At 48.1% G+C, this 25658-nt stretch carries 23 protein-coding genes, 2 tRNA genes and 1 pseudogene; 14 read left to right on the top strand and 12 right to left on the bottom strand.

Annotation, left to right across the window (positions count from 1 at the left end):
* Positions 1–43: 43 nt before the first annotated feature.
* Positions 44–922 (bottom strand): ThuA domain-containing protein, encoded by an 879-nt coding sequence (locus BSZ32_RS16935; protein ID WP_105044509.1) that lies wholly within the window; start codon positions 920–922, stop codon positions 44–46.
* A gap of 243 nt (positions 923–1165) precedes the next feature.
* On the opposite strand from BSZ32_RS16935, the gene BSZ32_RS16930 reads away from it, so the two are divergent.
* Genes BSZ32_RS16930 through BSZ32_RS16920 form a run of 3 tightly spaced genes read left to right on the top strand, consistent with a single transcriptional unit; the run spans position 1166 to position 4338 of the window.
* Positions 1166–2047 (top strand): HAD family hydrolase, encoded by an 882-nt coding sequence (locus BSZ32_RS16930; protein WP_105044508.1) that lies wholly within the window; start codon positions 1166–1168, stop codon positions 2045–2047.
* A gap of 13 nt (positions 2048–2060) precedes the next feature.
* The gene (mpl, locus tag BSZ32_RS16925) at positions 2061–3446 is read left to right on the top strand and encodes a UDP-N-acetylmuramate:L-alanyl-gamma-D-glutamyl-meso-diaminopimelate ligase (RefSeq protein WP_105044507.1); all 1386 of its coding nucleotides are present in this window, start codon (positions 2061–2063) and stop codon (positions 3444–3446) included.
* 7 nt (positions 3447–3453) lie between these two features.
* Complete coding sequence (locus BSZ32_RS16920; protein ID WP_105044506.1) at positions 3454–4338, top strand: tyrosine recombinase; 885 nt, start codon at positions 3454–3456, stop codon at positions 4336–4338.
* Position 4339: 1 nt separating this feature from the next.
* Here the strand turns inward: BSZ32_RS16920 and BSZ32_RS20655 are convergent, their stop codons facing one another.
* Both BSZ32_RS20655 and BSZ32_RS16915 read right to left on the bottom strand, forming a co-directional pair.
* A complete protein-coding gene (locus tag BSZ32_RS20655; RefSeq protein WP_425500435.1) occupies positions 4340–4630 on the bottom strand; it encodes a DUF3634 family protein in 291 nt (96 codons plus the stop codon).
* A gap of 1 nt (position 4631) precedes the next feature.
* On the bottom strand, positions 4632–5705 hold the full coding sequence (locus tag BSZ32_RS16915) for a mannose-1-phosphate guanylyltransferase (RefSeq protein WP_105044505.1): 1074 nt from the start codon (positions 5703–5705) through the stop codon (positions 4632–4634).
* Positions 5706–5798: 93 nt separating this feature from the next.
* Between BSZ32_RS16915 and BSZ32_RS16910 the strand changes: the two genes are divergently transcribed.
* The 5 genes from BSZ32_RS16910 (at position 5799) to BSZ32_RS16890 (ending at position 10354) form a co-directional block, all read left to right on the top strand.
* Positions 5799–6107 (top strand): hypothetical protein, encoded by a 309-nt coding sequence (locus tag BSZ32_RS16910; protein ID WP_105044504.1) that lies wholly within the window; start codon positions 5799–5801, stop codon positions 6105–6107.
* A 135-nt stretch (positions 6108–6242) separates the two neighbouring features.
* Complete coding sequence (locus BSZ32_RS16905; RefSeq protein ID WP_129589810.1) at positions 6243–6680, top strand: hypothetical protein; 438 nt, start codon at positions 6243–6245, stop codon at positions 6678–6680.
* Between the two features lie 273 nt (positions 6681–6953).
* Complete coding sequence (locus BSZ32_RS16900; protein ID WP_105044502.1) at positions 6954–7424, top strand: metal-dependent hydrolase; 471 nt, start codon at positions 6954–6956, stop codon at positions 7422–7424.
* Between the two features lie 91 nt (positions 7425–7515).
* Positions 7516–8778, top strand: a complete 1263-nt coding sequence (locus BSZ32_RS16895; RefSeq protein WP_425500447.1) for a valine--pyruvate transaminase — start codon at positions 7516–7518, stop codon at positions 8776–8778.
* 229 nt (positions 8779–9007) lie between these two features.
* The gene (locus BSZ32_RS16890; RefSeq protein ID WP_105044500.1) at positions 9008–10354 is read left to right on the top strand and encodes a MipA/OmpV family protein; all 1347 of its coding nucleotides are present in this window, start codon (positions 9008–9010) and stop codon (positions 10352–10354) included.
* A gap of 160 nt (positions 10355–10514) precedes the next feature.
* Here the strand turns inward: BSZ32_RS16890 and BSZ32_RS16885 are convergent, their stop codons facing one another.
* From BSZ32_RS16885 to BSZ32_RS16875, 3 genes are all read right to left on the bottom strand, one after another.
* A complete protein-coding gene (locus BSZ32_RS16885; RefSeq protein WP_105044499.1) occupies positions 10515–11279 on the bottom strand; it encodes a hypothetical protein in 765 nt (254 codons plus the stop codon).
* Between the two features lie 126 nt (positions 11280–11405).
* Positions 11406–12407, bottom strand: a complete 1002-nt coding sequence (locus BSZ32_RS16880) for a beta-ketoacyl-ACP synthase III (RefSeq protein WP_165788913.1) — start codon at positions 12405–12407, stop codon at positions 11406–11408.
* A 342-nt stretch (positions 12408–12749) separates the two neighbouring features.
* Entirely contained in the window at positions 12750–14357 is a 1608-nt protein-coding gene (locus BSZ32_RS16875) for an ABC-F family ATP-binding cassette domain-containing protein (protein WP_105044497.1), read from the bottom strand.
* Positions 14358–14659: 302 nt separating this feature from the next.
* Between BSZ32_RS16875 and BSZ32_RS16870 the strand changes: the two genes are divergently transcribed.
* Positions 14660–14733, top strand: a tRNA-Arg gene (locus BSZ32_RS16870).
* A gap of 54 nt (positions 14734–14787) precedes the next feature.
* Positions 14788–14861 (top strand) — tRNA-Arg (locus BSZ32_RS16865).
* A gap of 69 nt (positions 14862–14930) precedes the next feature.
* Here the strand turns inward: BSZ32_RS16865 and BSZ32_RS16860 are convergent.
* The 3 genes from BSZ32_RS16860 to BSZ32_RS16850 form a co-directional block, all read right to left on the bottom strand.
* On the bottom strand, positions 14931–15941 hold the full coding sequence (locus BSZ32_RS16860; protein ID WP_105044496.1) for an NAD(P)H-dependent glycerol-3-phosphate dehydrogenase: 1011 nt from the start codon (positions 15939–15941) through the stop codon (positions 14931–14933).
* A 3-nt stretch (positions 15942–15944) separates the two neighbouring features.
* Positions 15945–16646, bottom strand: coding sequence for a glycerol-3-phosphate 1-O-acyltransferase PlsY (gene plsY / locus BSZ32_RS16855; protein ID WP_240610674.1), 702 nt, complete (start codon positions 16644–16646; stop codon positions 15945–15947).
* Between the two features lie 129 nt (positions 16647–16775).
* Complete coding sequence (locus tag BSZ32_RS16850; RefSeq protein ID WP_105044494.1) at positions 16776–17465, bottom strand: peptidylprolyl isomerase; 690 nt, start codon at positions 17463–17465, stop codon at positions 16776–16778.
* A gap of 46 nt (positions 17466–17511) precedes the next feature.
* Here BSZ32_RS16850 and dinB point away from each other — a divergent pair, with 46 nt between their 5' ends.
* Complete coding sequence (gene dinB / locus BSZ32_RS16845) at positions 17512–18567, top strand: DNA polymerase IV (protein WP_105044493.1); 1056 nt, start codon at positions 17512–17514, stop codon at positions 18565–18567.
* On the opposite strand, the gene BSZ32_RS16840 is transcribed toward dinB, so the two are convergent.
* Complete coding sequence (locus tag BSZ32_RS16840) at positions 18564–19556, bottom strand: aldo/keto reductase (RefSeq protein WP_105044492.1); 993 nt, start codon at positions 19554–19556, stop codon at positions 18564–18566. The genes dinB and BSZ32_RS16840 overlap by 4 nt on opposite strands.
* A 90-nt stretch (positions 19557–19646) precedes the next feature.
* Between BSZ32_RS16840 and clpB the strand changes: the two are divergent.
* Positions 19647–22219, top strand: a pseudogene (clpB, locus tag BSZ32_RS16835) (ATP-dependent chaperone ClpB).
* 75 nt (positions 22220–22294) lie between these two features.
* Here the strand turns inward: clpB and BSZ32_RS16830 are convergent.
* Together BSZ32_RS16830 and nadD are read right to left on the bottom strand one after the other, a co-directional pair.
* Positions 22295–23116, bottom strand: coding sequence for a tetratricopeptide repeat protein (locus BSZ32_RS16830; RefSeq protein ID WP_105044491.1), 822 nt, complete (start codon positions 23114–23116; stop codon positions 22295–22297).
* Between the two features lie 43 nt (positions 23117–23159).
* Positions 23160–23753 (bottom strand): nicotinate (nicotinamide) nucleotide adenylyltransferase, encoded by a 594-nt coding sequence (gene nadD, locus BSZ32_RS16825; RefSeq protein ID WP_105044490.1) that lies wholly within the window; start codon positions 23751–23753, stop codon positions 23160–23162.
* 20 nt (positions 23754–23773) lie between these two features.
* On the opposite strand from nadD, the gene chrA reads away from it, so the two are divergent.
* Complete coding sequence (gene chrA / locus BSZ32_RS16820; RefSeq protein WP_105044489.1) at positions 23774–24949, top strand: chromate efflux transporter; 1176 nt, start codon at positions 23774–23776, stop codon at positions 24947–24949.
* A gap of 8 nt (positions 24950–24957) precedes the next feature.
* Entirely contained in the window at positions 24958–25656 is a 699-nt protein-coding gene (locus BSZ32_RS16815; protein ID WP_105044488.1) for an alpha/beta fold hydrolase, read from the top strand.
* Positions 25657–25658: the final 2 nt, after the last annotated feature.

Here is a 25658-nt window from a genome sequence, read left to right as displayed (position 1 = left end):
CATGTGATGGACGCGGCATTGAGAGTTAAAAATTGAGGTGAACTTACTTACTTGTAGCGAGGTATTTCACTGAGTTAGCAAGGATTGTTTGGAATTCTGGTTGCTTCCATTCCTCAAGACCATGGCCGAGAGAGAAAGAAATCGCCTTTGATTTACCAACTGGGTGCTCCCAGAGGATGGCTGCTTGGCTTTTTCCTTGCTTACCTTCGAGAAGGATTTTGGTGTTCTTAGAGTCGGCGCCAGTGATGAAGTTATTGTAGAGTTCAGCATTGGGTGTGGTGTATCCAGTATCAACGCCTTTGAAGATCGGGTGCGATCCGTCAATTGGTGTGGCCACGATTGGCTGTTTAGGTCCGTGTCTAGTGGATGCTATACCTGTCATGTTAGGCCATGCTGGAAAAGCAACGCCAGGGTGGGCAGTTTTCCACTCGGCGAGGAGTTTTGCTTTTGTTTTTGCTTTAGGGTTAGCGCCTTCAGCGTGGACGGCGTCCTTGCCATTTTCTTTATAAGTCACCCAAAAGCTATGAAGTGAACAATGAACGAGGAGGGCTGGGATGCCTTTTTCCTTTGTTTGTTGAATGATGTTGTGTGGGGCATTGAGCTTTTTGCTGCCAGCCATGCAGATATTATAGACAATGACGTCTGAGCCATTGCCGAAATTGGGTTCGGTCGCGAGTTTTGTTTCTACTTCGGCGTGGCTGCCTGAGATGACTTTGAGGTTCCAGTTGTTCTTCTTTGCTATTTCCTGGAAAATCTCGCGCTGAGGAGTGTACTTGTGATACTTGCCAGGTTCGTGGGTTACGTAGAGGACGTTGATCTTGTCGGATTTGCTGTCGTTAGTCGCCGACTTGGCTTCAGCATTTGAAACTAGGGCGCTTGCTCCAAAAGCTAAGCAGCTAAATAGTGTGGTTTTCTTTATCATAGATATGTTAGTTGTGGGGAGAATTTTCTACTTGAATAAGCGTGTTTACGAGGAAATCTTACAAAGATGTAGAAAGTTTTCTTCAAAAAGGCAAGAAACATCAATCTGACTCGATTTACCCCGTTGAGGTTACTGTGGAAGATGCGAAGTACAAGAGAGCGTGAGTTTCAGTATCTATTGGTTAAGAATACGCTAATATGGTTGCCACACTAAGGCTTTGTTTACTATTAAGGTAATACATTTATGGCCATACCCCAAAGTACAATTGCGCTTGTTTACGATTACGACCAAACGCTCAGCCCGAGCTTCATGCAGGATGATGTTATTTTCCCTGAGTTTGGAATCAACCCATCTTCCTTTTGGGACAAGTGTAATGCGCTTGTTACCGAGCAAAAGTGGGATGGGGAGCTAGCCTACCTGAAGTGTTTGTTAGATATTTTGGCAATGGATGGAGTTTCCAATGCGCGCCTCACCGAATTGGGGCAGAATCTATCGTTTTTCCCTGGTCTCCCGGACATGTTTGATGAGATTGATGGAGCCTGTCTCAGCGAGGCGCATCATGCGGCGGGAATAAAAATCGAGCATTACATTGTTTCCTCTGGTTTGAAGGCTCTGATGGATGGTTGTAAAATCGCGAAGCATTTTAGGCAAATTTATGGCTGTGAGTATGGTGAAGATGAAAGTGGTGTGATTAGTTTCCCGAAGCGCGCGATTTCACATACGACGAAGACTCAGTACTTATTTAGAATTAATAAGGGCCTGTTAAATCACGACCAAGATGTCAATGATCACATGCCGAAGGAGTTGCGACCCATTCCATTTTCTAACATGGTGTATTTAGGGGACGGTCCTACGGATGTCCCTTGTTTTACAGTGATGAAGCGCAATGGCGGGAATGCGATTGCTGTGTACAATCCGAAGGATAAAAGCCGTAAAAGCTTCAAGAAATGCTATCAACTCAGCACGAGATCTGACCGTGTGCGGAACATCGCGCCAGCTGATTATCGTCCTGGTAGTCATTTACGATTGATTTTAGAGCAAATGGTGACTGATATTGCGGATCGAATTCTCCTGAATCGTCAGGAGGAGACCGACAGCGGCACAGTCGCTGCACCATCATTTTAGAGGAATAAGGAATATGAGCGATAAGAAGAATTTCCACTTTGTGGGAGTATGCGGGACAGCAATGGGGTCGGTAGCTGCGGCGATGAAAAATCGTGGCTACAAAATTACAGGTTCAGATGAAAATGTGTATCCACCGATGTCTACCTTTCTGGAGTCACAAGGGGTTGAGATAACGGCTGGTTTTGCTGCCGAGCATATACCTGAGGATACCGATGTCATTGTCATTGGTAATGCGGTGAGCCGTGGTAACGAGGAGGCTGAAGCTGCACTTGATCGGAAGTTGCTCTACGTTTCCCTACCTGAGGTGCTGAAAGAGCACTTTCTGCGCGGTAAGAGGAATCTAGTGGTTTCGGGCACCCACGGCAAGACAACGACTGCATCTATTCTTACATGGTTGTTAGAGTCAGCGGGAGTGAACCCGAGCCACATGATTGGTGGAATTCCGACGAACCTAGGTCAAGGCGCGCGCTTCACTGAGTCTGACTTTGTTGTGTTGGAGGGAGATGAATACGATACCGCTTTCTTTGATAAGCGATCCAAATTTCTACATTATCTGCCCGAGGTGGTAGTGGTGAATAATATCGAGTTTGATCACGCGGATATCTATGACTCCTTGGATGAGATTAAGCTGACATTCCGCCGATTACTCAACATCGTACCGCGCTCAGGTGTGGCGTTCATCAATGGTGATGATGCGAATTGCCTAGAAGTCGCTGAGGGCGCTCCCGCTCCTATCCAGTCAGTGGGTTTTTCTGAGAGCTGTGATGTACGAATCGAGAACGTGGAATATGCAGGTGAACTGAGCCATTTCAGTATGAATGGCGAGCGCTACTCTATACCAATGTCAGGCGAATTCAATGTGCGCAATGCTGCTATGGCGGTATGCTCCGCGCTTTTTGTAGGAGTCTCTGCCGCTGCTATTCGTGAGGGTTTGATGAGCTTCCAAGGAATTGCTAGACGCCAGCAACTGCGCGGCGAAAAAAATGGCGTGAAGGTCGTTGATGACTTTGCCCACCACCCGACAGCTATTGATCAGGCTATTGATGCGCTACGGCAGAAGTATGCACCGAATGATCTCTGGGTGATTTTTGAACCTCGTTCTAACACTACGCGACGTAATATTTTCCAGAATGAATTAGCGAGCGCTCTATCAAATGCGGACAAGGCTGTGGTTGCCGGCGTTCCTGATCCAGACAAGGTTGCTGAAAATGACCGATTGTCTCCGAAGAAATTGATCGCAGATGTGAGCGCGACAGGCACTCCAGCTTGGTACTTTGAATCGGTAGACGAGATTGTGGCTCACGTTGCGAGTGAGGCTAAGTCTGGCGATGTTGTTGCTGTTTTAAGCAATGGGGGATTCGGCGGGATTCACGATAAAATATTGGCAGCTATCAAGTAGTACTTCTATGGACGGGGAGATTGAAAAATTTATCATGTACCTTGCGGTTGAGCGGGGTCTCTCCACGTCCTATCAGTCATCAGTTAGGCAGAGCTTGGATGCTTTGCGTCAGTGGGCAGCCGACGGGGATCATTTGCTGCAGGATATCGGCACTGAGGAGTTGGCTAGCTTCGTCGCAAAGCGCAAAGATGAGTCGCTAGGGAATTCCTCACTGAGGATCCTAGTGGTTCACCTAAAGGTATTTTTCCGCTACCTTACTAGCAAGGGTCATGTCATTGCGGATGTGGCTGAGCCTTTGATTGCGCCAAAAGTAGAAGGCTACTTGCCGGATACTGTTTCAGTTGAGCTGCTTACATCATTGTTAGAGTCGATCGATACAATGAAGCGGCTGGGTAAGCGAGACCGTGCTTTACTAGAATTATTTTATGCATCAGGGCTTCGCTTGTCAGAGATTTGTCAGCTGAGGCTGGAGCATTACGATAGCGAAGAGGCTGTGGTGCGAGTCACGGGTAAGGGGAATAAAACGCGCCTTGTGCCAGTGGGGGATGCCGCCCGGAATGCTATAGAGATGTACCTGCGTGCCGAGCGTGGGGATCTGGTTACTTCAAAAACGAGCTCACACGTATTTATCTCCGTTAGGGGAGGGGCTTTAAGTACGGATAGAGTGAGATCTATCGTGAAACAACGGGCTAGTAACGCTGGGATAGAAACGAAAATGTACCCGCACTTGTTCCGCCATTGCTTTGCCACGCATCTTCTGGAGAATGGTGCTGATTTACGAGTGATTCAGGAAATGCTAGGCCATGCGGATATCTCCACGACCCAAATCTATACCCATGTAGATCAGAAACGCCTGAAGGGGCTGCATCAGCAGTTTCACCCGAGAGGGTAAATCAGGACAACGAAAGGACATTTCTCAACTTTTGTCGCATAGCTTCTGGAATGCTAGGTGAGAAATGGAAGCCTTTGTCTCTATACCTCTTAACGACGGCGTTAGAGATGTTAGCTTCTCTTAGTAAACCTGTAATCGTACGTGTTGTTGCTGATGAAAGGGTGCCAGATTTCCAAACACAGTTGCCACCTTTGATTCGTAAATGAACCAAAGGTGTGCCTCTCGTCGAGATTCTCTCGCCAAGTCGATAAATGGGCTGAGAAGCCCATAATAGTGAGAGAAATTTTGACATGCTAGGTTAGCTCTTCAGGGAGCAATGCTACGAGCTTTTTGATGTCATCTGCTTGATGGCGATTTGCGATGAGGATGGAGTCACCAGTTTGCACGACGATGAGATCGCTGACGCCCAGCATAGCAACCTGAGTTTGTTTCGACTCAGTGAAAATGATGTTGTTATGGCTTTCTACCACTTTGAGAGGGCTGTTGGATTTGTTGTCGCCTTCCGCGTCATCGAGGTATTTGGCAACGGAAACCCAGGAGCCAACATCATCCCAGTCGAAGCTAGCTTCGATATTGAGCACGTGAGCCGCTTTCTCCATCAGCGCGTAATCGATAGAGATTGGGGTGAGCTTTGAGAACTTGTCCGCAACCGTGGCTTTGATGTCGTCGGATTCCATGAGCTGGCTAATAAAGCCTGCTAGCTCTGGCGCATGGAGTTCGAGTTCATGCACAACTGTCGGAATCGACCAGATGAACATCCCTGCATTCCATGCGAAGTTTCCTTGTTTGATGAATTTCTCAGCAAGCTCTGGCGCGGGCTTTTCCCTAAAACAAGTGACGTCGTGCGGGATATTTTTGATTCCAACAGGAGCTAGAGCGCTTGGGGCACCCCGTTCTACATAGCCATAGGATGGGCAAGCCCAAGTGGGTTTGATGCCGATTGTGAGGAGTGACTCGGTTTGCTGAGCGGTGGTGATGGCGTCAGTGAGGACATCGTGAAAGTTCGCGACATCATCGATCAATTGGTCGGCGGGCAGGACAATCATTGTCGCCCCTGGGTCGCGTGCTGCGATAAGTCCAACACCTAAGGCTACAGCCGGAGCTGTGTCACGCTTGGCGGGCTCCGCAAAAATGTTTTCTTTGGGAAGTTCACTGGCGACCTCCCTAACCGCATCAATTTGTAGCTCGTTGGTTAGAATTAGAATATTCTCTTTAGGGATCAAACCCTCAAGTCTAGTAATAGTCTGATTAAGTAAAGTGGTGTCACCTAAAAGGTTTAGTAATTGCTTAGGTTTGGCGTCGCGTGAGAGCGGCCAGAATCTGGTGCCGCTGCCGCCAGCGAGGATTAGTGCGTATGTTTCAGCCATGGATTGAACCTGCAATGCATCGCGTGACTATAAAATAAGAAAAGTAGAAGATTTGGGCTTTTTTTTGGAGCTGATAGAGATTACTTTGAATTCATGGATTACGGACAAAGTGAAACTTCAAAGAAATGGGTTGATAAATCATCTGCTGCGGCGCCTGCATTATTTGGTGCAGCTGCAGGTATTTTCTTGGGTGATATGATGCACCGAGGTGCGCGTCGGCCAGTGGCAGTGTCTCTCTTTTGTCTTGGTATGGCTGCAATTGCGCCATGTGTAGCTGATGTGGTGAAGAAAAAAGTGGCGGGACCAAGCACACGTCGTGGCAGTCGGCGCACTTTAGCGAACATCCGTGATGGTGCAGCTATTCCTGATGTGGATATCTACAGTGACGAGATTGGAATCTAGGTGATTAAGCACTCATTTGTAAGATGCGCATCGGCTTTGCTGTTGCGCATTTTTTGTATCTACTCTGATCATGGCAATTGCGTCCGATACGCTAAGAGTTTGAACGTGAGAGGGAACGGGTGCATTATGTGAGATATGAAACTGCTCATCTTGTCTTTTTTGTCGGTTGGCTGGTGTGTGTCGATGATTGGCTGTAATTTTGCTGAGTCAGAGGCTCAGATTTCACTACCTACAAGTGGAGTGAACCCACTAGACCCAGTTAGTTTTAGTCGAGCCCGTACTACAGAGGCTATAGAGACTGCTGATGGAGCTTACCGTGTAGGTGATTATGTCGAGGTCGCTCAACCAAAGACTCCAATGTACTCTCAATACCCAAGCGGTAGAACCAGACCACAAAAACATTTAAGTCAGGGAGTAGTTTTGAATGTGCTCGGGTTGAATGGTAGCTATATGCATGTTCAGAATGAGAAGGGGGATGAAGGCTATGTGTCCATAATGACAGTAGTGCCGCAAGGACTCCTAGCTGCGGATTTGCCACTCTCCGAGAGTGATGTGGCAGCGAGTGATGAGTAGTCACCATAAATTTAGCTAGTGGAGCGGGAGTAAATCCGTAAACTGCTGGTATGAAGTATACTACACGAAATCCTTATCCTAGTTGTGTGTATTGGTTGAATCCTATTTTTTGGGCACTGCCCTTGATGCTGGTCACTATGATTTTCATGATTGTGATGCACCTTTCTCAGCTGGATTTTGTATCGCTTCAGCTTATTTATTCAGTTCCATTATTGGGCAGTTGCTTGGGGGCCGTTTTGTTAGCAATGAGGATGCACATTTCGTAAGACTAAGATGAATACGATCACGCATGCACTTTTGCCAGTTCTGGGAGTTTATCTCTACAGGAAGCTTAAGTCTCATGAGGCTCTTTCTTTGAAAACCTACATGATGATTGCCCTAGCTGGAGCTACACCTGATTTGCTCAATCCGCATTTCATCCTAGAGGCACGGTTGTCTAGTTGGTCGCACAGTGTGTTTGGCTTGCTTGGGTTTAGCCTTGTTGTGCTGATTCTTTCTAAATTGAAGTCCACCAAACTCGATTTCAACTGTGGGTGGATACTTATCTCAGCCTATGTTTTGCACCTTTTCTGCGATGCCATAGCTGGGGGGATTACATTTTTCTACCCTGCGAATTCTTTAGTGATTGGTGACTATTATGTGTCAGCTGTTTGGTGGATTCCTATAGATGTTGCTTTTTTTCTATGGGTTTATTTCATCTGGCGCTACCCGCGACTGAGAGTTGGCGCTAGAAAGCGAGCTTAGGGCTTAAAAAATAGCTAAATTCTGATGGTTTTCCTTTGTTCTAGCAGTATAAGCGCCATAGGCGCTACTAGCTATCGCGTTTATAATTATGATAGATTTTTCAATATTCGGAAATAACCTCTGTGGGGGGAGCGGTATCGAGGAGCTCATGGATGATCTCGGTAATGCAATGGTGCATGGTGGACCAGATATTAAGATGCTCGGAGGCGGCCAGCCTGGTAGTATTCCAGAGATGAACGCGATTTGGCGTCGTCGGATGGTAGAGATAATGGAGACTCCAGGAGCTATGGAGGCGATGGTGGGAAACTATGATCCACCGAAAGGGAACCCCAAATTCATCTCAGCCTTAGCACAACTCTTTTCTGAGCATCTGGGCTGGAATGTTACTGAGATGAATATAGCCATCACAGCTGGTGGCCAGACGGCATTTTTCTTTCTCTTTAATGCCTTAGCGGGACGCACTCGCGATGGACGCCGTAAGAAAATACTTTTGCCCCTAGTGCCAGAATACATTGGTTATTCGAACCAGTCTGTAGGGGAAGATTTCTTCACTGCAGTGAAGCCAAAGATTGAATTGATCGGTGAGCACCAATTCAAGTACCGTGTCGATTTTGAGAATCTTGAAATTACCGATGAAATAGCGGCAATTTGTGTGTCTAGACCAACTAACCCGACTGGCAATGTCCTGACAGATAATGAGATGGCAAAGCTGTCTGCTTTAGCTGAAGAAAATGAAATCCCGCTTATTATCGACAATGCCTACGGGGCGCCGTTTCCTAATATCTTTTTTGCCGATGCTAATCCTTTGTGGAATGAGAATACTATTCTAACCCTGAGCCTTTCAAAAATTGGTCTGCCCGGAACGCGCACAGGAATTGTGGTTGCTCCAGAGGAAATAGCCTCAGCTGTGGCATCAATGAGCGCAATCGTCGGCTTGGCGAACAGCAATGTTGGGCAAACAATCATGGAGCCGCTCGTGCGAAGTGGTGAGGTGTTACGACTCAGTAATGAGGTAGTTAAGCCATTCTATGTGGAGAAATCTAGGAAAGCTCAAGAGTGGGTTGCTGAATCATTTGATACTAACATTCCATACCGAGTACATCTGAGCGAAGGGGCTTTATTTTTGTGGATCTGGTTTGAAGACATGCCCGTTACAGCGAAAGAACTCTACGAAAGACTGAAGAAGCGTGGCGTTCTCATCGTTCCCGGTAACTATTTCTTCTTCGGCCTCGGTGATGCCGACTGGAAGCACCGTAGCGAGTGTATTCGCATGACATTTACCATGGAGGAAAACGTGGTGAAGGATGGGATCGCAATCATTGCAGAAGAGGTGAGTAAGATTTACAGCGTGTAGCTAAATCTCTCAAAACAGTGATGAGGTCTATTGTTCTACGGAGGTTCTAATTGAAGCAAGTACCGAAAGTTCGGCGACAAAGTCTGGTAGCTTCATTTCTCCTTTCACCACGCGAGCTGAAAAATTTGGGTAGTCTGAGGTTAGAAAACAAGAATGATCAACGAGTTAGTTAGAGCTTAGACTTAACTAGCCGTTGACTATTAGTGGAGACTTCATTAGCAATTCCAGCGTGAATAAAGCAAAGCTAACTCTCCTACCATTTTTTTGTTCAGGATTTCTGACTGCCGGTGATTTACCCGCAAGCCGGGAGGATACATCCAAGGCTCCTGTTAAGTTCTCGACTGGCGAAGATCTATTGCCTCAGTGGGGCGTCGCTATGGGGGTGCGCTATGCTAGTGTTCCTTATGCGTCTGATGACAAGGCGACATCAGATATTTTCCCACTATTCTACTACGAAGGTGAGCGCTTCTTCCTCCGTGGTGACTACGGCGGTGTGAAACTCTGGGAAGGTGATAAGTATGGATTCAATGCACTGGCACGTCACCGGTTCACGGATATTCCCGCCGAGTTTATCGACAAGGTGAATGGCAATACTTTGGACATGGGCTTGCAGGCGTTCTGGAAGCTCGATGAGCAATCCCAGTTACAATTTGATGTGCTCAGTGATCCACAAGGCAGATTCCATTCTGCTGCACGTTGGGCTGGCGATTACAGTAAACCTAACTGGAGGTTCTTCCCTGAGTTAGAGATCCGCTTCACTGGTTCAGAATTTAACTCCCACTACTATGGTGTGGACACCTACGACTTGAGTGAGGGAATCGAAGCGCGTGCTCGATTCAAGGCTCGCCGCCGTGTAGTCAGCAACCTCCACCTCGAAGGGCGAGTCGAAGGCGCTTGGCTTGGGTCAGAGGCATCTAAGAGCCGCGCTGTCGAAGATGATTTTGCCTACGAACTTTATTTAGGTTTCGGGTTTTATGATGGAGATGAGCGAGCTGAGGTGAGCACACTGGAAGCGAAACCTTATTGGCGTCTTTCCCAAGGCTGGGGTACGTCATCGGATTTCCAAAACATGATCTTTGGTGAGCACAAGACTGACGATGGCGCAGACGTCAATGTGACTTCTATTTTCTACGGACATCCGCTTGCAGATAGTATTTTTGGAGTGCCTATCGAAATGTACATCACACCAGGTTTTTCTTACCATTATTCATCGGATGTTCAGGACTCTTCCACGGAGTGGGTGTTGGCTTTCAAAGGGTTCTACACATTCCCTACACCTTGGAGATTGCGTCTCGGTATCGCAGAGGGTATTTCCTATGCTGATTCACTCACCTACTATGAGAGCTCCGAGTTAGAGCAAAAAGGTTTCGAAGAGAGTAAATTGATGAACTACCTAGACCTCACACTGGACCTCAATATCGGTGATGTGTTTAAATCTAACAAACTTGAAGACCTTTGGTTAGGTTATGGTATTCACCATCGCTCAGGGATGTATGAAAGCTCATCAGCATTTGGTGATATTTCTGGAGGCACAAATTTCGCAAATATCTACCTGCAGTGGCACGGAGAATTCTAGGCCTACTCGAGTTTTTTTATCGCGAAAGTTGCAAAATGTTCGAAAGCTTGTGTGGTTGATGGAACTGTTTTTTTTACCACTAATTACACAAGTTTTCACGGATCGCTTTTAGTATCCTTTTGCAGAGCACTCCGATGGGCGGTAGTTGCCATAGGTTCCTTTAGGGAGCTATAGCGGTTGGCGCGGACTCCGCCACTAGTAGATGAGTTGTAGCTACCACTTGAGGTAGATTTGAGGCCACGAAACTAGCTCCAACTCCAAAAGCGTTTCGAGGAACCACGAGTGTGGGATTTTTGCGGAGCTGTTTATTTTTCCGATTGGTGATGTCATTGGCGAAGAATGTAGATTCGCTAATGGTGAAGCTCGTGCAGCCTTTACGGCCTCCCCATGGGTCGACACAGCTGAAGCTGCAACTTCGGCTATCTGGTTCTAGCTTCTGGGGGGTGCTGGTGATTGTGATGAAGTGACTACTGACTTCGGACCATCGGTGTCCGCCAGTGGCCGAGGTGATTTTAACAAATCTCGATATGTAAAGGAGAGGAGGAAACCCGTTCTTCAGTGACTGTGTAATGCTAGCGTGAAGTTTTACTAGAAGCTCTCGGTGGGTTTGATCTTTAGTTAGGAAAAGTCTCTCCAGGCGCACCGTGGGGAGATGAGCTTTTTTGTGTAGCTCGTTGATTGCTTCAGTTAGGTCGTCTGGGCGAATACCATTCTTATCATCCCACCGTCTCTTCATGTACGCATTGCGTGAAAATCGTGAGCAATAAGTCTTGGTGAAGTAGTGGAATTTTTCCTGTGGGCTGCCAGTCATTTTACGAGTGGAGCCACGCCAGTCATCGGAGCTGAATTGATAGGCATTGAGCAGGGCTACTGGGCCACATGCAAGTTCGTGGATCGGCACTTGATCGATTACTTGAGCATCCATGTTAGGGGCGTCAAGTGTGTCCGCGGCTAACCAGCTAGTCGAGAATGTGAGACAAGCTAACAAAAAAAGAACTCCGCATAAATTGACTATGCGGAGTTTCTAAAAAGTTTGCAAGTGGAGAAGAAGTTACCACTCGATTGCGGTAGCAGCCCAGGTGAGGCCGGCGCCGAAGACGACTAAGATAATCTTGTCACCGCGTTCGAATCTTCCTGCGCGGTGCGCTTCGTCTAGGGCGATGGCGACAGCTGCAGCTGAAGTGTTGCCGTACTTGTGAAGGTTGACGAAGACTTTTTCATTGGGGATGGTGAGGCGGTCAGCGATGGCATCGATGATGCGCAGATTCGCTTGGTGCGGGATGACGAGTTTGATGTCATCCGCAGTGAGGTTGGCGCGCTCAATCACCGCCTCGGAGGCTTTCTTCATGGCGTTGACGGCGAGCTTGAATACTTCGCGGCCAGACATGTTGAGTGAAGCGAGCTTTTCAGCAGCATTTTCTGGAGTGGTAGGGCAGGCTGAGCCGCCACCTGGGATGTTCAGGATGCCAGTGTGTTTGCCATCAGTTCCCATTTCAGTCGCTAAGATGCGGCCTTCACCTTCTTTTGAACGGCGAAGCACTGCAGCTCCAGCTCCGTCACCGAAGAGCACGCAAGTATTGCGGTCTTCCCAGTTTACGAATGAGGAGAGCTTCTCAGCTCCGATGATGAGGGCATTCTCGAATGCTCCGTCAGAAATCATGCGCTTGGCCAATTTCAAAGCGTAGAGGAAGCCGGAGCAAGCGGCTGATATATCAAACGCGATAGCTTTATTAGCTCCAAGATTATGCTGAACATAGCACGCCGTCGCAGGTGTGATAGTGTCAGGTGAAATGGTAGCTACAATGATGAGCTGTATGTCTTCTGCAGCAATGCCTGATTGCTCAAGCGCTTTTCTTGCCGCGTTGGTGGCAAGGTGAGAAGTGAACTCGTCATCAGCGGCAATATGGCGTTGCTTGATGCCAGTTCTCGATGTGATCCACTCATCTGTGGTGTCAATAACTTTAGCAAGGTCGGCGTTAGTGACAACTTTCTCAGGCACATAGCTACCAGTGCCAGCAATCATTACGGGATATTCAGATGCAGATTCACTCATCGCGATTGGTGATAGCCGTGATCGTTTCTATGGTCAACCTTTGACTGCCCCCTGAATCAACTGATTTATTATACCACTTAGCATTTCAAAAGAGACAGATGTTGTTTTTTAGGTTCTAGAAATGTGCGCTTCACGGAAGAAGTGAGGGGCTGGGTGTTTTCCTTCTGAATCAGCGTTTATCCTCAGTTACGATGCTCGCATCGCTCCTTCTTCTAGTCTTGATTTCTAAGGGAATCACTCAAGCATCAGTCTTTTTCGAAACACTGAGTGGTATTAGTTCTGTAGCAACAAAAAAATGGGAGCTCGAAGTGAGCTCCCATTGAGAAATATTATTAGGGTTATCTACGAAGTCACCGCTGAGCGATCGTCGTTTAGGCCCGACTTCTCGAGGAAGTAGTCGTAGCCGCCGCTGTATTTGGTGAGCTTGCCGTCTGCGACGTGAACTGTGGTTTCCGCAAGGTTGCGGATGAAGTGCACATCGTGGGAGATGAAGAGCAATGTTCCTTTGTAAGACTTTAGTGCCTGAACCAGAGCCTCGATAGAAAGGAGATCAAGGTGAGTAGTCGGCTCATCCATAAGCAGGAGGTTCGGTGGATTCACCAAGAATTTCACCAAGTTGAGTCGTGATTTCTCACCACCAGAGAGTACGCGGACGCGCTTGAGTACATCGTTCTTGCGGAATAGGAAGGAGCCGAGGATGGAGCGGGCTTCATCTTCGCGTAGTTCAGGATTGGCTGCCATAACCTCGTCGAGCACTGTGTTAGACTCATTGAGTGTGAGTGCACGGTGCTGGGAGAAGTAGCCCATCTTTGTGGCGTAACCGAGTTCGCAGGAGCCTTCTTGCACGTCTTCGAACCCAGCAATGATCTTCATCAATGTTGATTTACCTGCGCCGTTAGGCCCGACGAGTACTGTGCGGTCACCGCGCTCGACCATGAAGTCGGTTTTATCGTAGATGACTTTGTCGCCGTATGCCTTACGCACACCCTTGAGTTCTGCTAGAATCTGGTTAGATCGTGGTGGCTCAGGGATATTGAAGCGGAATACTTTGCGTGGAGCCATCGGCTTGACGATCTCAGCTTTGAGCTTTGCAATCATTTTCATCCGCTCGTTTACCTGCGATGACTTTGAGCCAACATTGCGGAATCTATCGACAAATTCTTGAATACGCTCGACTTCTTTTTGTTGTGAGCGATAGCGCTGCACTTTTTGGTCGTAACGCTTTTCACGTTGTTTTTCGTAAGAGCTGTAGTTGCCAGTGTAATTAACGAGCTTTTGCTCATCGATCTCGTAGACTGTCTCGATGATTTCATCCATGAAATCACGGTCGTGAGAGATGACTAGCAAGGCGCCTGGGTAGCTCTGTAAATAACGCTGGAGCCAAATGAGTGAAAGGAGGTCTAGGTGGTTCGTCGGCTCATCCAGCATGAGGAGGTCTGGCTCTTGGACGAGGAGGCGCGCGAGGTTAGCACGCATGACCCAACCGCCAGAGAAGGTGCTGGCTGGCTCGTTGACTTGATCTTGCTTGAAGCCGAGGCCAGCGAGAATTTTTTTAGCCTTAGGCTCTAGAGCGTAGCCATTGTTGGCGTCAAAGGTGTCTTGGGCTTCCGCGAATTCTGGCAGGTCAGTTGTGCCTGCAGTTTCGCACTCACGCATCGTTTTGATTGCTGCTGCCATTTCAGGTGTGATGCCGATTGCGAGTTCGAGGATGGACTCAGGACCAGGGTCGCCAGATTCCTGTGCTAGGTAGCCAGTGATGGCGTATTCATCTATATCAGCTTTGCCCGAATCAAGGTCCTCTTGATTGAGGATTATGCGGAATAGGGTGGACTTGCCTGCGCCATTAGGCCCGACGAGAGCAACGCGCTCACCCCAGTTGATGGTCATCTTGGCTTCTTCAAAGAGTGTTCTCCCACCAATCGTCTTAGTGAGGTTGCGGATCGTTAACATGTTTGATCAGTGCCGTGAATTTGCGGGATTTTCAACCTAAAACTCATCTGGAATAGCCAAATGTTTCGCTAAGTTTGTAGAGCGTCGCAGAAAGATGGGAGGATTCATCGTAGAGTTATCGTTCTCTGCACCCTTGGCATTGGAAAAATAGAACAAAGATATTTGTATCTAGCTACTTCTTGGCAAGGGTGTTGCGGAGAATGCTTCAGATTACCTAATAAAAAAAGTGCAGCGTTTCCTTGACGGATAGGGGGTCTTGTGGTTTTCTGCGCCCGCAGCGCAACACAGCATGTGTTTCAAAAGCACCCGTAGCTCAATTGGATAGAGCATCTGACTACGAATCAGAAGGTTAGGGGTTCGACTCCCTTCGGGTGTATTTCTTTTCTGGAAAATACACGAAACACAAAAGTGGTGCAGCAAGCAATCTAAAGCACCTGTAGCTCAATTGGATAGAGCATCTGACTACGAATCAGAAGGTTAGGGGTTCGACTCCCTTCAGGTGTATTTCTTGCAAAAAAAGCGAAGCCCAAAAGGCTTCGCATTTTTGTGTCTATAGGAAGTATGAGGTGAGCTTTAGCCCATTTCAGGCTTTAGGTCTCTAGTGAGAAGATCAACGAGGGCTTCCTGAGCTGATTTATCTTCATATAAGATCTGATAGACAGCATCAATGATAGGGGTTTCTATCCCATGTTTACGTGCTGCTTCATAGATCGAGAGGGTGTTGGGAACACCTTCGGCAACCATTCCTAGTCGTTCGGTGACTTCTTCCAGAGTCTCACCACTACCGAGAGCTTTGCCCACGCGGTTGTTGCGTGAATGAGGTGAATAACAAGTCACCATCAGGTCACCAATACCAGAGAGCCCAGAGAAAGTTTCGGGTCTGCCACCGAGAGCGATGCCTAAGCGGGTCATTTCAGCGAGCCCACGTGTGACAAGCGCGGCGATAGCATTATCACCTAGACCAATACCGGAGATGATTCCGGCTGCAATAGCGAAGACATTCTTCAGCGCTCCACCGAGTTCGATGCCGGCTACATCGTCGCTGGTGTAGGTGCGGAAGTACGCTGTGGTGAAGACTGATTGAAGGCCTTCTGCTAGATCGTTGTTAGTGGAGCCGACTACCGCCGCAGATGCGAGATGAGTCGAGACTTCTTCCGCGTGTGTTGGGCCAGAGTGCACAGCTATTGGGTTGTGCGGCATGAGTTCCGTGATGATTTCGCTCATGCGAATACCTGAGCCTCGTTCAATACCTTTGGAACACGAAACCAGCGGAACATCGGTAGATATCCCAATTGAGGCAAGCTCAGTTGCGGCAGAGCGTGTAGCTGAAGTGGGCAGAACAAAGAGGATGAGGGAGGCATCGACTGCATCCTTATAATCGACTGAAGCTTCGATGTTTTTCGGTAAGTCAATGCGTGGCAGGTAGTTTGCGTTGGTGTGAAATCCATTAATTTCTGCGCACTGCTCAATGTTGCGGCCAATGAGTGTGACTTTAGAAAAGTGCTCAGAAAGCACCATAGCTAGGGCTGTGCCCCATGAGCCAGAACCTAGTACAACTGCGGTTTGGGATGAATCGAATGGCATGGCTTAAGATTTTTTACTTTTTGGGGTGAAGCGGTTTTCGGTGCCATTCATTAATTTAACGATATTGGACCGATGTTTCCAGACGGACATAAGAGCGATGAAAATAGCGAAGGCTAATAGTGGTTTATTCCATGTGTCATTGGCTAATTTACCATGACGCCATGAGCCGTATATCACGACAAATGGAAGAGAGACTGAAGCTAGAATACTGGCGACAGAAACGTAGCGTGTAAGCTTAAAGCTCACAAACCAAATGAAGCCTAGGATGAGTAGTCCAAATGGTGCGAGGGCGGTGATCACTCCAGCTGAGGTCGCGACCCCTTTACCGCCTTTAAATGAAACCCAGGGGGAATAGTTGTGCCCCATGACAGCGCAAAGCCCAGTCAGTATGTGTAGGCCCTGTGCATTGATTTGACTGAGTATGCTGGCGTGATCCTGCAGACTGGGAAGTAGCATAAAATTTTTTGCGACGATATCAGCAGGTTGATCAAAACGAATGAAATTTATCGCTATGAACGTAGGTATGAGCCCCTTGAAAAAATCTAGAACAAAACAAGTGATCCCGTATTTCTTCCCAACAACGCGAAGCACATTGGTAGCGCCGATGTTCCCCGAACCATGCTCGCGGATATTGACACCTTGGGACTTTGCTATGAGTAGTCCGAAGGGGATAGAGCCTAGTAAGAAGGCGATGATGGGTGGCATCCAGATTGGCATTACGCTATTAAGTCTAGGAGAGTGTGAGCAAATGTCATTCCCAATATACCTTAGAGGTGAAAAAAGAAAGCTCAGGAGAATCTCCTGAGCTTATTGAGTGGTCGTTAGTGGTGGGTGTTACTTGTCTTTGCGTGGGTAGCGGACATCGAGCACGGAATTCCAATCGGCGATACGTTGGGATTGCAATTTGTAGAGAGCATCACAATTATCGAGGATCTCGATTGAGGTGATTTTGTTACCCACTCCATCGGTCTTCCAACCTGGGCCTGAGAGTTTCCCGGTTATTTTGTTCACGATGTCTAGACCTTTAGTAACTTTGCCAAACACTGTGTGCCGTTGATCGAGGTGGGGAGTGGCTTTGTGGGTAATGAAGAATTGAGATCCATTCGTGCCAGGCCCCGCATTTGCCATCGAGAATGTGCCCGCACTATCGTGCTTGAGCTCGTCGACAAATTCGTCTTCGAATTTATAGCCAGGACCGCCGCGGCCAGTCTCGGTCGGGTCGCCGCCTTGGACCATGAAGTTGGGAATGACACGGTGGAATTTGACTCCATTGTAATAACCGCGATCGGCTAGGTTGAGAAAATTGGCAGCAGTGATAGGCGTTTTCGAAGCAAAGATGGAGGCTTCAATATCACCGTTATCTGTATGGATGATGATGCGAATGTCTTGCTTTGAGGCTTCGATATCACCTTCCTCCGTGTGGGTGTGGCTAATATCTTTCTTAGGGACTTCGGGTTTTTGCTGGTTGCAGGCAGTGAAAATGACACAGAAAGTGGCGAGTAATAAGAGTGTGAGTTGTTTCATCGTGTGGACAAATACCTCAGCCTAGGCTTTGCTGCAAGCACACAGAATGAGTGAGCAGGAGAAACAGCGGAAAATCATACATATCGACATGGATTGTTTCTATGCTGCGATTGAGCAACGTGATTTTCCGGAACTCAGGGGGAAGCCGATTGGTGTCGGTGGCAGTGGCAGGAGGGGGGTGTTGTGTACGGCGAGCTACGAGGCGCGCGTTTTCGGTGTGCGCGCTGCGATGCCAGGATTCATGGCGCTTGAGAGGTGTCCACAGTTGATTTTAGTGCCGACGCGTTTTGAGGTATACCAATCGGTGTCGGCTCAGATTCGTGCGATTTTTGGAAGGTTCACAGATCTTATTGAGCCGCTGTCCCTAGATGAAGCCTACCTCGATGTGAGCCATTGGCGGTCTGATGCCTCGGTGATTGCACGTGAGATTCGGCGTCAGATTTTTGAAGAGACTCGGCTGACTGCTTCAGCGGGGATTGGGCCGAACAAGTTGATTGCTAAGATCGCGAGCGACCTAGATAAGCCAAATGGTCAATGGGTAGTCACTGCTAACGATGTGGATGGGTTTATGCGTACCCTGCCTGTAGCTAAACTCTGGGGGGTGGGGAAGAAAATGCAGGAAAAGTTAAGTCAGCATGGAATTGTCACCTGTGGGGATATGCAAAAACTAGATAAAATAGCCATGTCTAGGCGCTATGGTCGATGGGGAGTAGAGCTTTACGAGTTGTGTAGGGGGGGCGACGCGCGTGAGGTGGAGGTCCACAGAGTGCGCAAGTCTATCAGCAAAGAGACAACCTTCAGCGAAGATGTAGTCGGAGATCTAGCTTTAGTTCCTGAGTTGCGCCGTTTGGTTGCTGAGGTGGAGCAAAGCTATCAGGCGCGCTACACCGAGCGTACCATCAAGAGCGTCGTGGTGAAGCTTAAGTTTGCTGACTTCTCGAGAACCACCATAGAAAAGGTTTCGTCAAGTGTTGATGAAATCCTAGCAGAGGCCTTATTGATAGATGGTCATGCACGTGGTGGGGGTAAAGCCGTGCGTTTGTTAGGTGTGGGGATCAGGCTCGCAGATGAGGAGGATGAAACCCAATTGGAGATGTTTTAAACGATCCCATTGATAAGTGCTAGTTCCTCGTGGGAAAATTCGCAGTTGTTGAGGCACTTGAGGTTCTCTTGTAGTTGTTTTACGCTGCTAGCGCCGATCAGGGTGGATGTGACTGTCGGGTTGGATATTGTCCAGGCTAAGGCCATTTGAGCCAGCGATTGGCCACGAGCATCGGCTATGTTGGCTAACTGCCTGACCTTACCAATATTTTCATTCACTTGGTTCACCGTTAGGAAACCGTTTTTTTTTCCGGCACGAGAATTAGCAGGGATTCCTTCGAGATAGCGGTTCGTGAGTTGACCTTGAGCTAGCGGTGAGAATGTGATGCATCCGACACCGTGCTCGTCTAGTACGTCTGTGAGTCCGTCCTCAATCCCGCGGTCGAGGAGTGAGTATCTTGGCTGGTGGATCAAGCAGGGTGTATTCATCTCCTTGAGGATCTTGATTGCTTCGGCGGCTTTGTCTGCTGGGTAGTTAGATATGCCTGCATAGAGTGCTTTTCCTTGCTGCACCGCAGTGGCTAATGCTCCCATAGATTCTTCCAATGGCGTGTCCAGGTCTGGGCGATGGTGGTAAAAGATATCCACGTAGTCTAGCTGCATGCGTTGCAGTGATTGGTCTAGCGAGTTGAGGATGTACTTGCGTGAGCCCCATTCTCCGTAGGGACCATCCCACATGAGGTATCCAGCTTTGGTGGAAATGATGAGTTCGTGGCGGTGATTACTGAAATGAGTATGGAATATTTTACCAAAATTGATCTCGGCACGACCTGGAGGTGGTCCGTAGTTGTTGGCTAGATCAAAATGGGTGATGCCAGCATCAAAAGAATTCTTCAAGATTGCTTGCGCCATGTCTAAGCTGTTGGGTTTCCCAAAATTATGCCAGAGGCCAAGTGAGATGGCTGGTAGCTTGAGGCCGCTTTTTCCACATCGATTATACGGCATGCGACCGTCATATTTATCAGGATGGGAGGTGTAGTCTAGTGGCATATAGGTTATAGTACGCCAAAGAAGGTACTCAAGTAAACATCCTATTAAATAGATCTCGCAGAGAGCCTGGAAATTTTTATAATAAAACAAATGCAAAAATTGACAATCAAGCTGCAGGAAGCATTGCAGCAAGCACAACAAACAGCCACTCGCTCTTCACACCCAGAGTTAAAAGACGTGCACGTTTTGTTGGAGTTACTCCAACAAGAGGGAGGAATAGTGGTTCCTATTTTAGAATCAGCAGGGGTTGATTTAGTGAAGCTCAAAGCGGGAGTCGTTAGTACTCTGGCGTCAGAGACTAGTTTGAAGGGCAGTAATGCTCAGCCACAACCAAGTTATGGATTACGCTCCATTTTGGATGAGGCTGACCAAGCACGTAAATCTATGGGGGACGATTTCATCAGTGTGGAGCACTTCCTCATTGGCGCTCTCAAATCAGGCGGTCCAGCGGGTGAAATGTTGCAAGAGAATGGTCTAGATGCGCCAACGTTAGAGCAAGCTCTGAAAGTGGTCCGCGGGAGCCAAAAAATCACTGATGAGGACCCAGAAGGTAAGTACCAATCTCTGGAGAAATATGGCACGGATCTAACAGCCCTAGCTCGGGCAGGAAAAATCGATCCGGTGATTGGACGGGATGATGAAATCCGAAGGTTGATGCAAGTGTTAAGTAGGCGCACCAAAAACAACCCTGTACTGATTGGTGACCCAGGTGTGGGCAAGACGGCTATTGCAGAGGGTCTAGCCCGCCGTATTGTCAGTGGGGATGTACCAACATCGATGCAAGGGAAACGACTCATATCTATGGATATTGGAGCAATGGTAGCAGGGGCTAAATTCCGCGGTGAATTCGAAGAGCGTCTCAAAGCCTTCCTCAAAGAGGTAAGTGAATCTGATGGCGAGATCATTCTCTTCATTGACGAGCTACACACCATAGTCGGTGCCGGTGCTAGTGAAGGCGCTGTCGATGCTTCTAATTTACTTAAACCACAATTGGCTCGTGGTGAGCTCCGTACGATCGGTGCAACCACGCTTGATGAGTACCGCAAGTACATCGAAAAAGATGCAGCACTTGAGCGGAGGTTCCAACCCGTCAAAGTGGGCGAACCTAGTGTTGAGGACACTATCGCAATCCTACGCGGCTTAAAAGAGCGCTATGAAGTACACCATGGAGTGCGTATTCAAGATAGTGCTATTGTGGCGGCTGCCACATTGAGCGATCGCTATATCTCGGACCGATTCCTACCTGATAAAGCTATAGATCTTGTTGATGAGGCTGCATCACGACTGAAAATTGAGCTTGATTCGGTGCCTACAGAGATTGATCAAATGCAGCGCCAGGTCATGCAGTTAGAGATGGAGCGCCAAGCCTTAGAAAAAGAATCTGATCCAGCTAGTGCAAAGCGGCTAGCAAAGGTGAAGGAGGAAATGGCTAATATTAAGGAGAAGTCAGATGGACTTATGGCTCAATGGAAAAATGAGAAAGAGATCATTACCATCGTCAATAGCGCGCAGGAAAGCATAGAGTCATTGAAAAATGATGCGGAACAAGCAAAGCGTGAAGGAGACCTGACAAAAGCATCAGAAATAACGTATAGTCGCATCCCGGAAGCTGAAACAAAAGCTGAGGAGGCAAAGCTAAAGTTAGATGAAATTCAGAAAGTTGGACGCATTTTAACGGAAGAAGTTACGGAGGAGGATATCGCCGGTGTGGTCGCTAGCTGGACTGGCATCCCCGTAAGCCGTCTACAAGAGGGTGAGCGCTCAAAGTTAGTGCAGATGGAAACCCGTCTGGGTGAGCGAGTCATAGGCCAACGACCAGCCATTGTTGCAGTGTCTAATGCCGTGCGCCGAGCACGTGCAGGATTACAGGATGAAGACAGACCGATTGGTTCCTTTATCTTCCTTGGTCCTACTGGTGTGGGCAAGACTGAGCTGTCCAAGGCGTTAGCAGAATTCCTTTTTGATGATGAGGGGGCGATGGTTCGTATAGATATGTCCGAATATATGGAGAAGCATGCTGTCTCGCGTCTAATCGGGGCCCTCCAGGTTACGTCGGCTATGACCAAGGTGGTCAGCTCAGCGAGCATGTTAGGAGAAAGCCCTACAGTGTGGTTCTGTTTGATGAGATAGAGAAAGCACATCCCGATGTATTCAATGTTTTACTACAGGTGCTAGATGATGGACGTATCACTGATGGACAAGGGCGTACGGTAGATTTCCGAAACACAGTGCTCATAATGACTTCTAATATTGGCAGTCAGTATATTGTAGATGAGTCGAATGCTGAACAACGTGAAGCTAAGGTGAATGAAGCACTACGCTCACATTTCCGCCCAGAATTTCTCAATCGTATCGATGAGACTCTCATTTTTGATAGACTCAACAAAGAAGAGCTGGGAAAAATTATTGGTCTACAACTTGATAGAGTGTGTGAGCGGCTTGCTAAGCAAGGGCTCGGCCTAGACTTAACTGCAGAGGTGCGCGAATACCTCGCGGAACAAGGGTATGATCCCACCTATGGAGCCCGTCCGCTGAAGCGAGCTATCCAGCGGTGTTTGCTAGACCCTTTGAGCTTAGATGTTCTTGACGGGAAGTTTGTCGAGGGTGACACGATTCATGCCGAGCTCGATAGCACAAAGAAAGTGGTCTTTAGCAAAGCTTAATTAGTATTCTAGAGATAAAAAAAGCCCGCACCGAATGTTCGGTGCGGGCTTTAATTTTTTTAAGTGAGTCGCTGACTACTCTTCTACCGCAGGTTTCTGCTCGTCACCATAGTAACTTTTGATGTAGCCAAACTCGGTCATGGTGTCTTCCCATGAAGCAAGTGTCTGAGCTGAGCCTGAATACACACGACGTCCTTTATTGAGAAATTGTAGGCCTTTCTCTTTATTGTCGAGGGAGTAATTTAAGGCTGAGTTAGCATAGTAATAGAAAGGGGAGTCGTCACGATAGTCATAGAGGGCGGACATGGCTTTGACCGTTTCTGCGTGTGATTTGCGAACGTCTGCGCCAAGTTTACCATCATTGGATAAACCAATATGCGAAAGGAGAATTTTGAACTCAACGAGGCGCTTCATTTGTAGCGCATTCTCGGGTGCTATTTCTAGAGCTTGTTTGAAAATCTCGATAGACTTATTCCAGTCGCGCGAGACGAAAGCAACTTCTCCCATGTTGAAAAGCACATTGAGTGATGGGCCTGTGATGTCTTTAGAAAGGACAAATTGTTCCATTGCCTTTGGGAAATCACGGAGCTCGACGTAGCACGCACCACGCAGGTTGATGACTTGTGGGTCATCTGGGAAAATATCAATCAACTCACGAGTTGCCTCTAGAGATTCAAAGATACGCTTATTTTGGAACAAGATACCAGCTTCGTTTTTCTGCTTAACGAAGGCAATGCGGGTCTCTTTCGGTAAGTTGCTAAATGCATTGATGGCATTTTTGTATCGCTCAGTAGGCCCATTCTTAGCTGGAGCAGGGGTTTCTGTAGGAGTTGATTCCTGGGCGATCAATTGTGGTGCGGTCAGAGCGACGGCTACGATTAGAGCGAGTTTTTTCATAGGAGTGGATTCTATAATTGATATTAGAGGAGTGAATTGGGATTTAATCAAGTGGCGACTTGAGGTAGAGCTGATTTTTTTTGATTAAGCTGGCGACTTGAGGGTGGAGCCAGGGGGAAGTGAGGTTAGCCGCAATTTGCTGGCGGACGACCGTCGCCGCAGCTGGATGTTGTAGAGTGTTGAGTAATGTCGACTCGAATTCATTCACGGGAATGGCTTCAGAATCGCGGCTGTAGACGATGATTCTTAGCAAATTTGCGAAATGGTGGGCTCGATCCCAGCGCGAGATTGATTGCCATTGGTCGGTTCCCATCAACCAGAATAACTGGGCATTCGGGTAAAGTGACTTGAAATGCTCAGCGGTGCGCCATGAATACGATGGTGGGGGAGAAGTGAGATCATAGTCGCTAACCTCTGCCCATGGCAGCTTGGATGTAGCCAGTTGACACATCTTGAGGCGTTCCTCAGCAGTCGCTGATTGCATCTCTAATTTATGTGGAGATTGCTTGCAGGGGAGAAAGATGACTTTATCTATCCCTAGTTGAGAGACTGCTTGATGAGCAATAAAAGTGTGGCCTAGGTGGATGGGATCGAAGGTGCCACCAAATAGGCATATTTTCATTTGCGATTCGTTCATTGAATATCTAGCTTTGCGCTATGCAATTTATTACTTGTTTCTTAGCTGCCCTCAAGCTTGGATTAACGTCATTTGGTGGCCCTGTAGCCCATTTGGGTTATTTCCGTGACGCCTATGTCGTCAAGCATGGCTGGATCAGTGAGGAACGCTTTGCTGAGCTGCTGGCACTTTGCCAGTTTTTACCAGGGCCTGCAAGTAGCCAGCTCGGAGCGATTATTGGTTACGAGAAAGGTGGTTGGAACGGAGCTTTAGGTTCTTGGCTGGGATTCACACTGCCTTCAGCCATTTTGATGATCCTCCTCGCTGTAGGACTACAGCCTATTTCTGATGCTCTAGGCACTGGTTGGATTCATGGGTTGAAGCTTGCTGCCGTTGCTATTGTGGCGCTGGCAGTCATTGGTATGTATAAGAAGCTTTGTCCTGGTCGCCCTCAGTTACTGGTCGCTCTCGGTTCACTAGCGCTGTTACTTTTGGCATCACAAGCATGGCTTCAACCCTTAGTTATTCTACTCGGTGGACTCGTTGGTGCATATTTGTTTTCTGAATCAAAAGTCCATGTGAAGAAGGAAGATCGGGAGAAGCGAGGTAAGCTACCGATTCTGAGTGTGGTGGGTATTTTAGCTTTCATTGGAGCTATCTGCTGTTTGCCATTGTTAGCGCAAATGGGATCGGGCGCGAATGCCGTGGCTGGTCTATTACGTGCGGGATCTCTTGTTTTTGGCGGCGGCCATGTTGTGTTGCCGTTGTTGGAGACGAGCTTTGTGGGAGGTGGAATGATGGAGCAGGACTCGTTCCTCGCTGGTTACGGTGCAGCTCAGGCAGTGCCTGGCCCGATGTTTACTCTGGCTTCTTACATTGGTTCCTCAGTGGGGATTGGCGGCAACCCTTGGTTGGGAGGAGTCATAGGTATTGTCGCAATATTCGCGCCGGGAATGCTTCTCTTGGTCGTTGGTGTTCCATTATGGAATTGGTTGAAAGCCATGCCACGGGCGAAAGGAGCTGTGATCGGGGCGAATGCCGCCGTAGTCGGTCTTTTGGCCGCTGCGCTAGTCCACATGTTTAAGGCTAAAATAGTTAGTGAACCTCTTGATTTGTTGATTGTGATCCCCATATTCTTAGCTCTCGGGACGCGCAAGATTCCGGCATGGCTTGCGGTGTTGATTTCGGGTGTGGCTGGTGGACTAATTTGGCAATAAAAGAATAGATGATATATGCATTACATGGCGCGGTTGGAATGGCTGCGGATTGGAAAGATTTAGCTGTAACATTGAAGCAAAACAATGTGCCGCTGGCGCGTGTTGATTTGTGGCAATTTTTGGCCTGTTGCCCTATGCCGATTAGTGAGTTCGGCGCGGCATTCAATAAAGAAGTGCACGCTAAGAATCCTGTGTTGTTAGGTTATTCAATGGGGGGGAGGCTAGCTCTCCATGCGTTGATTGAGAATCCATCCAAGTGGAGCAAAGCGGTGATAGTCTCGGCTCATACTGGCATTGCAGAGGAGGGAAAAATACCACGGCAGGCGCTGGATGCAGCATGGGCAGCTAAGGCGCTGAAAGGCGAATGGAGCGCATTTCTCAACGAATGGAATGCCCAGGGAGTTTTGGATGGAGCCACCATGCCCGACCGCCGGTCTCTCCAACCCAGACGAGAGGCGGTAGCTCGTTCCTTTATGGATTGGACTGTCGGAGTGCAGGAGGATCTATTGCAGCAGTTAGAAAAAGTAACTTGCCCGGTGCTCTGGATTGTAGGCGAACGCGACACGAAGTTTTTGAAGGTGGCCAAAGCAGCAGTAGAGGCGATCCCCAATGCAAAACTCGTCGTTGTGCCTGATTGTGGACATCGTGTCCCGTGGGAGAAACCAGAGGAGTTTGCCTTGGCTGTCCAGGAGTTTCTTAATGCTTAGGT

The sequence above is a fragment of the Rubritalea profundi genome (assembly GCF_002954445.1).
Classification (GTDB): domain Bacteria; phylum Verrucomicrobiota; class Verrucomicrobiia; order Verrucomicrobiales; family Akkermansiaceae; genus Rubritalea; species Rubritalea profundi.
This window is presented reverse-complemented; position numbering and strand designations above follow the sequence as displayed.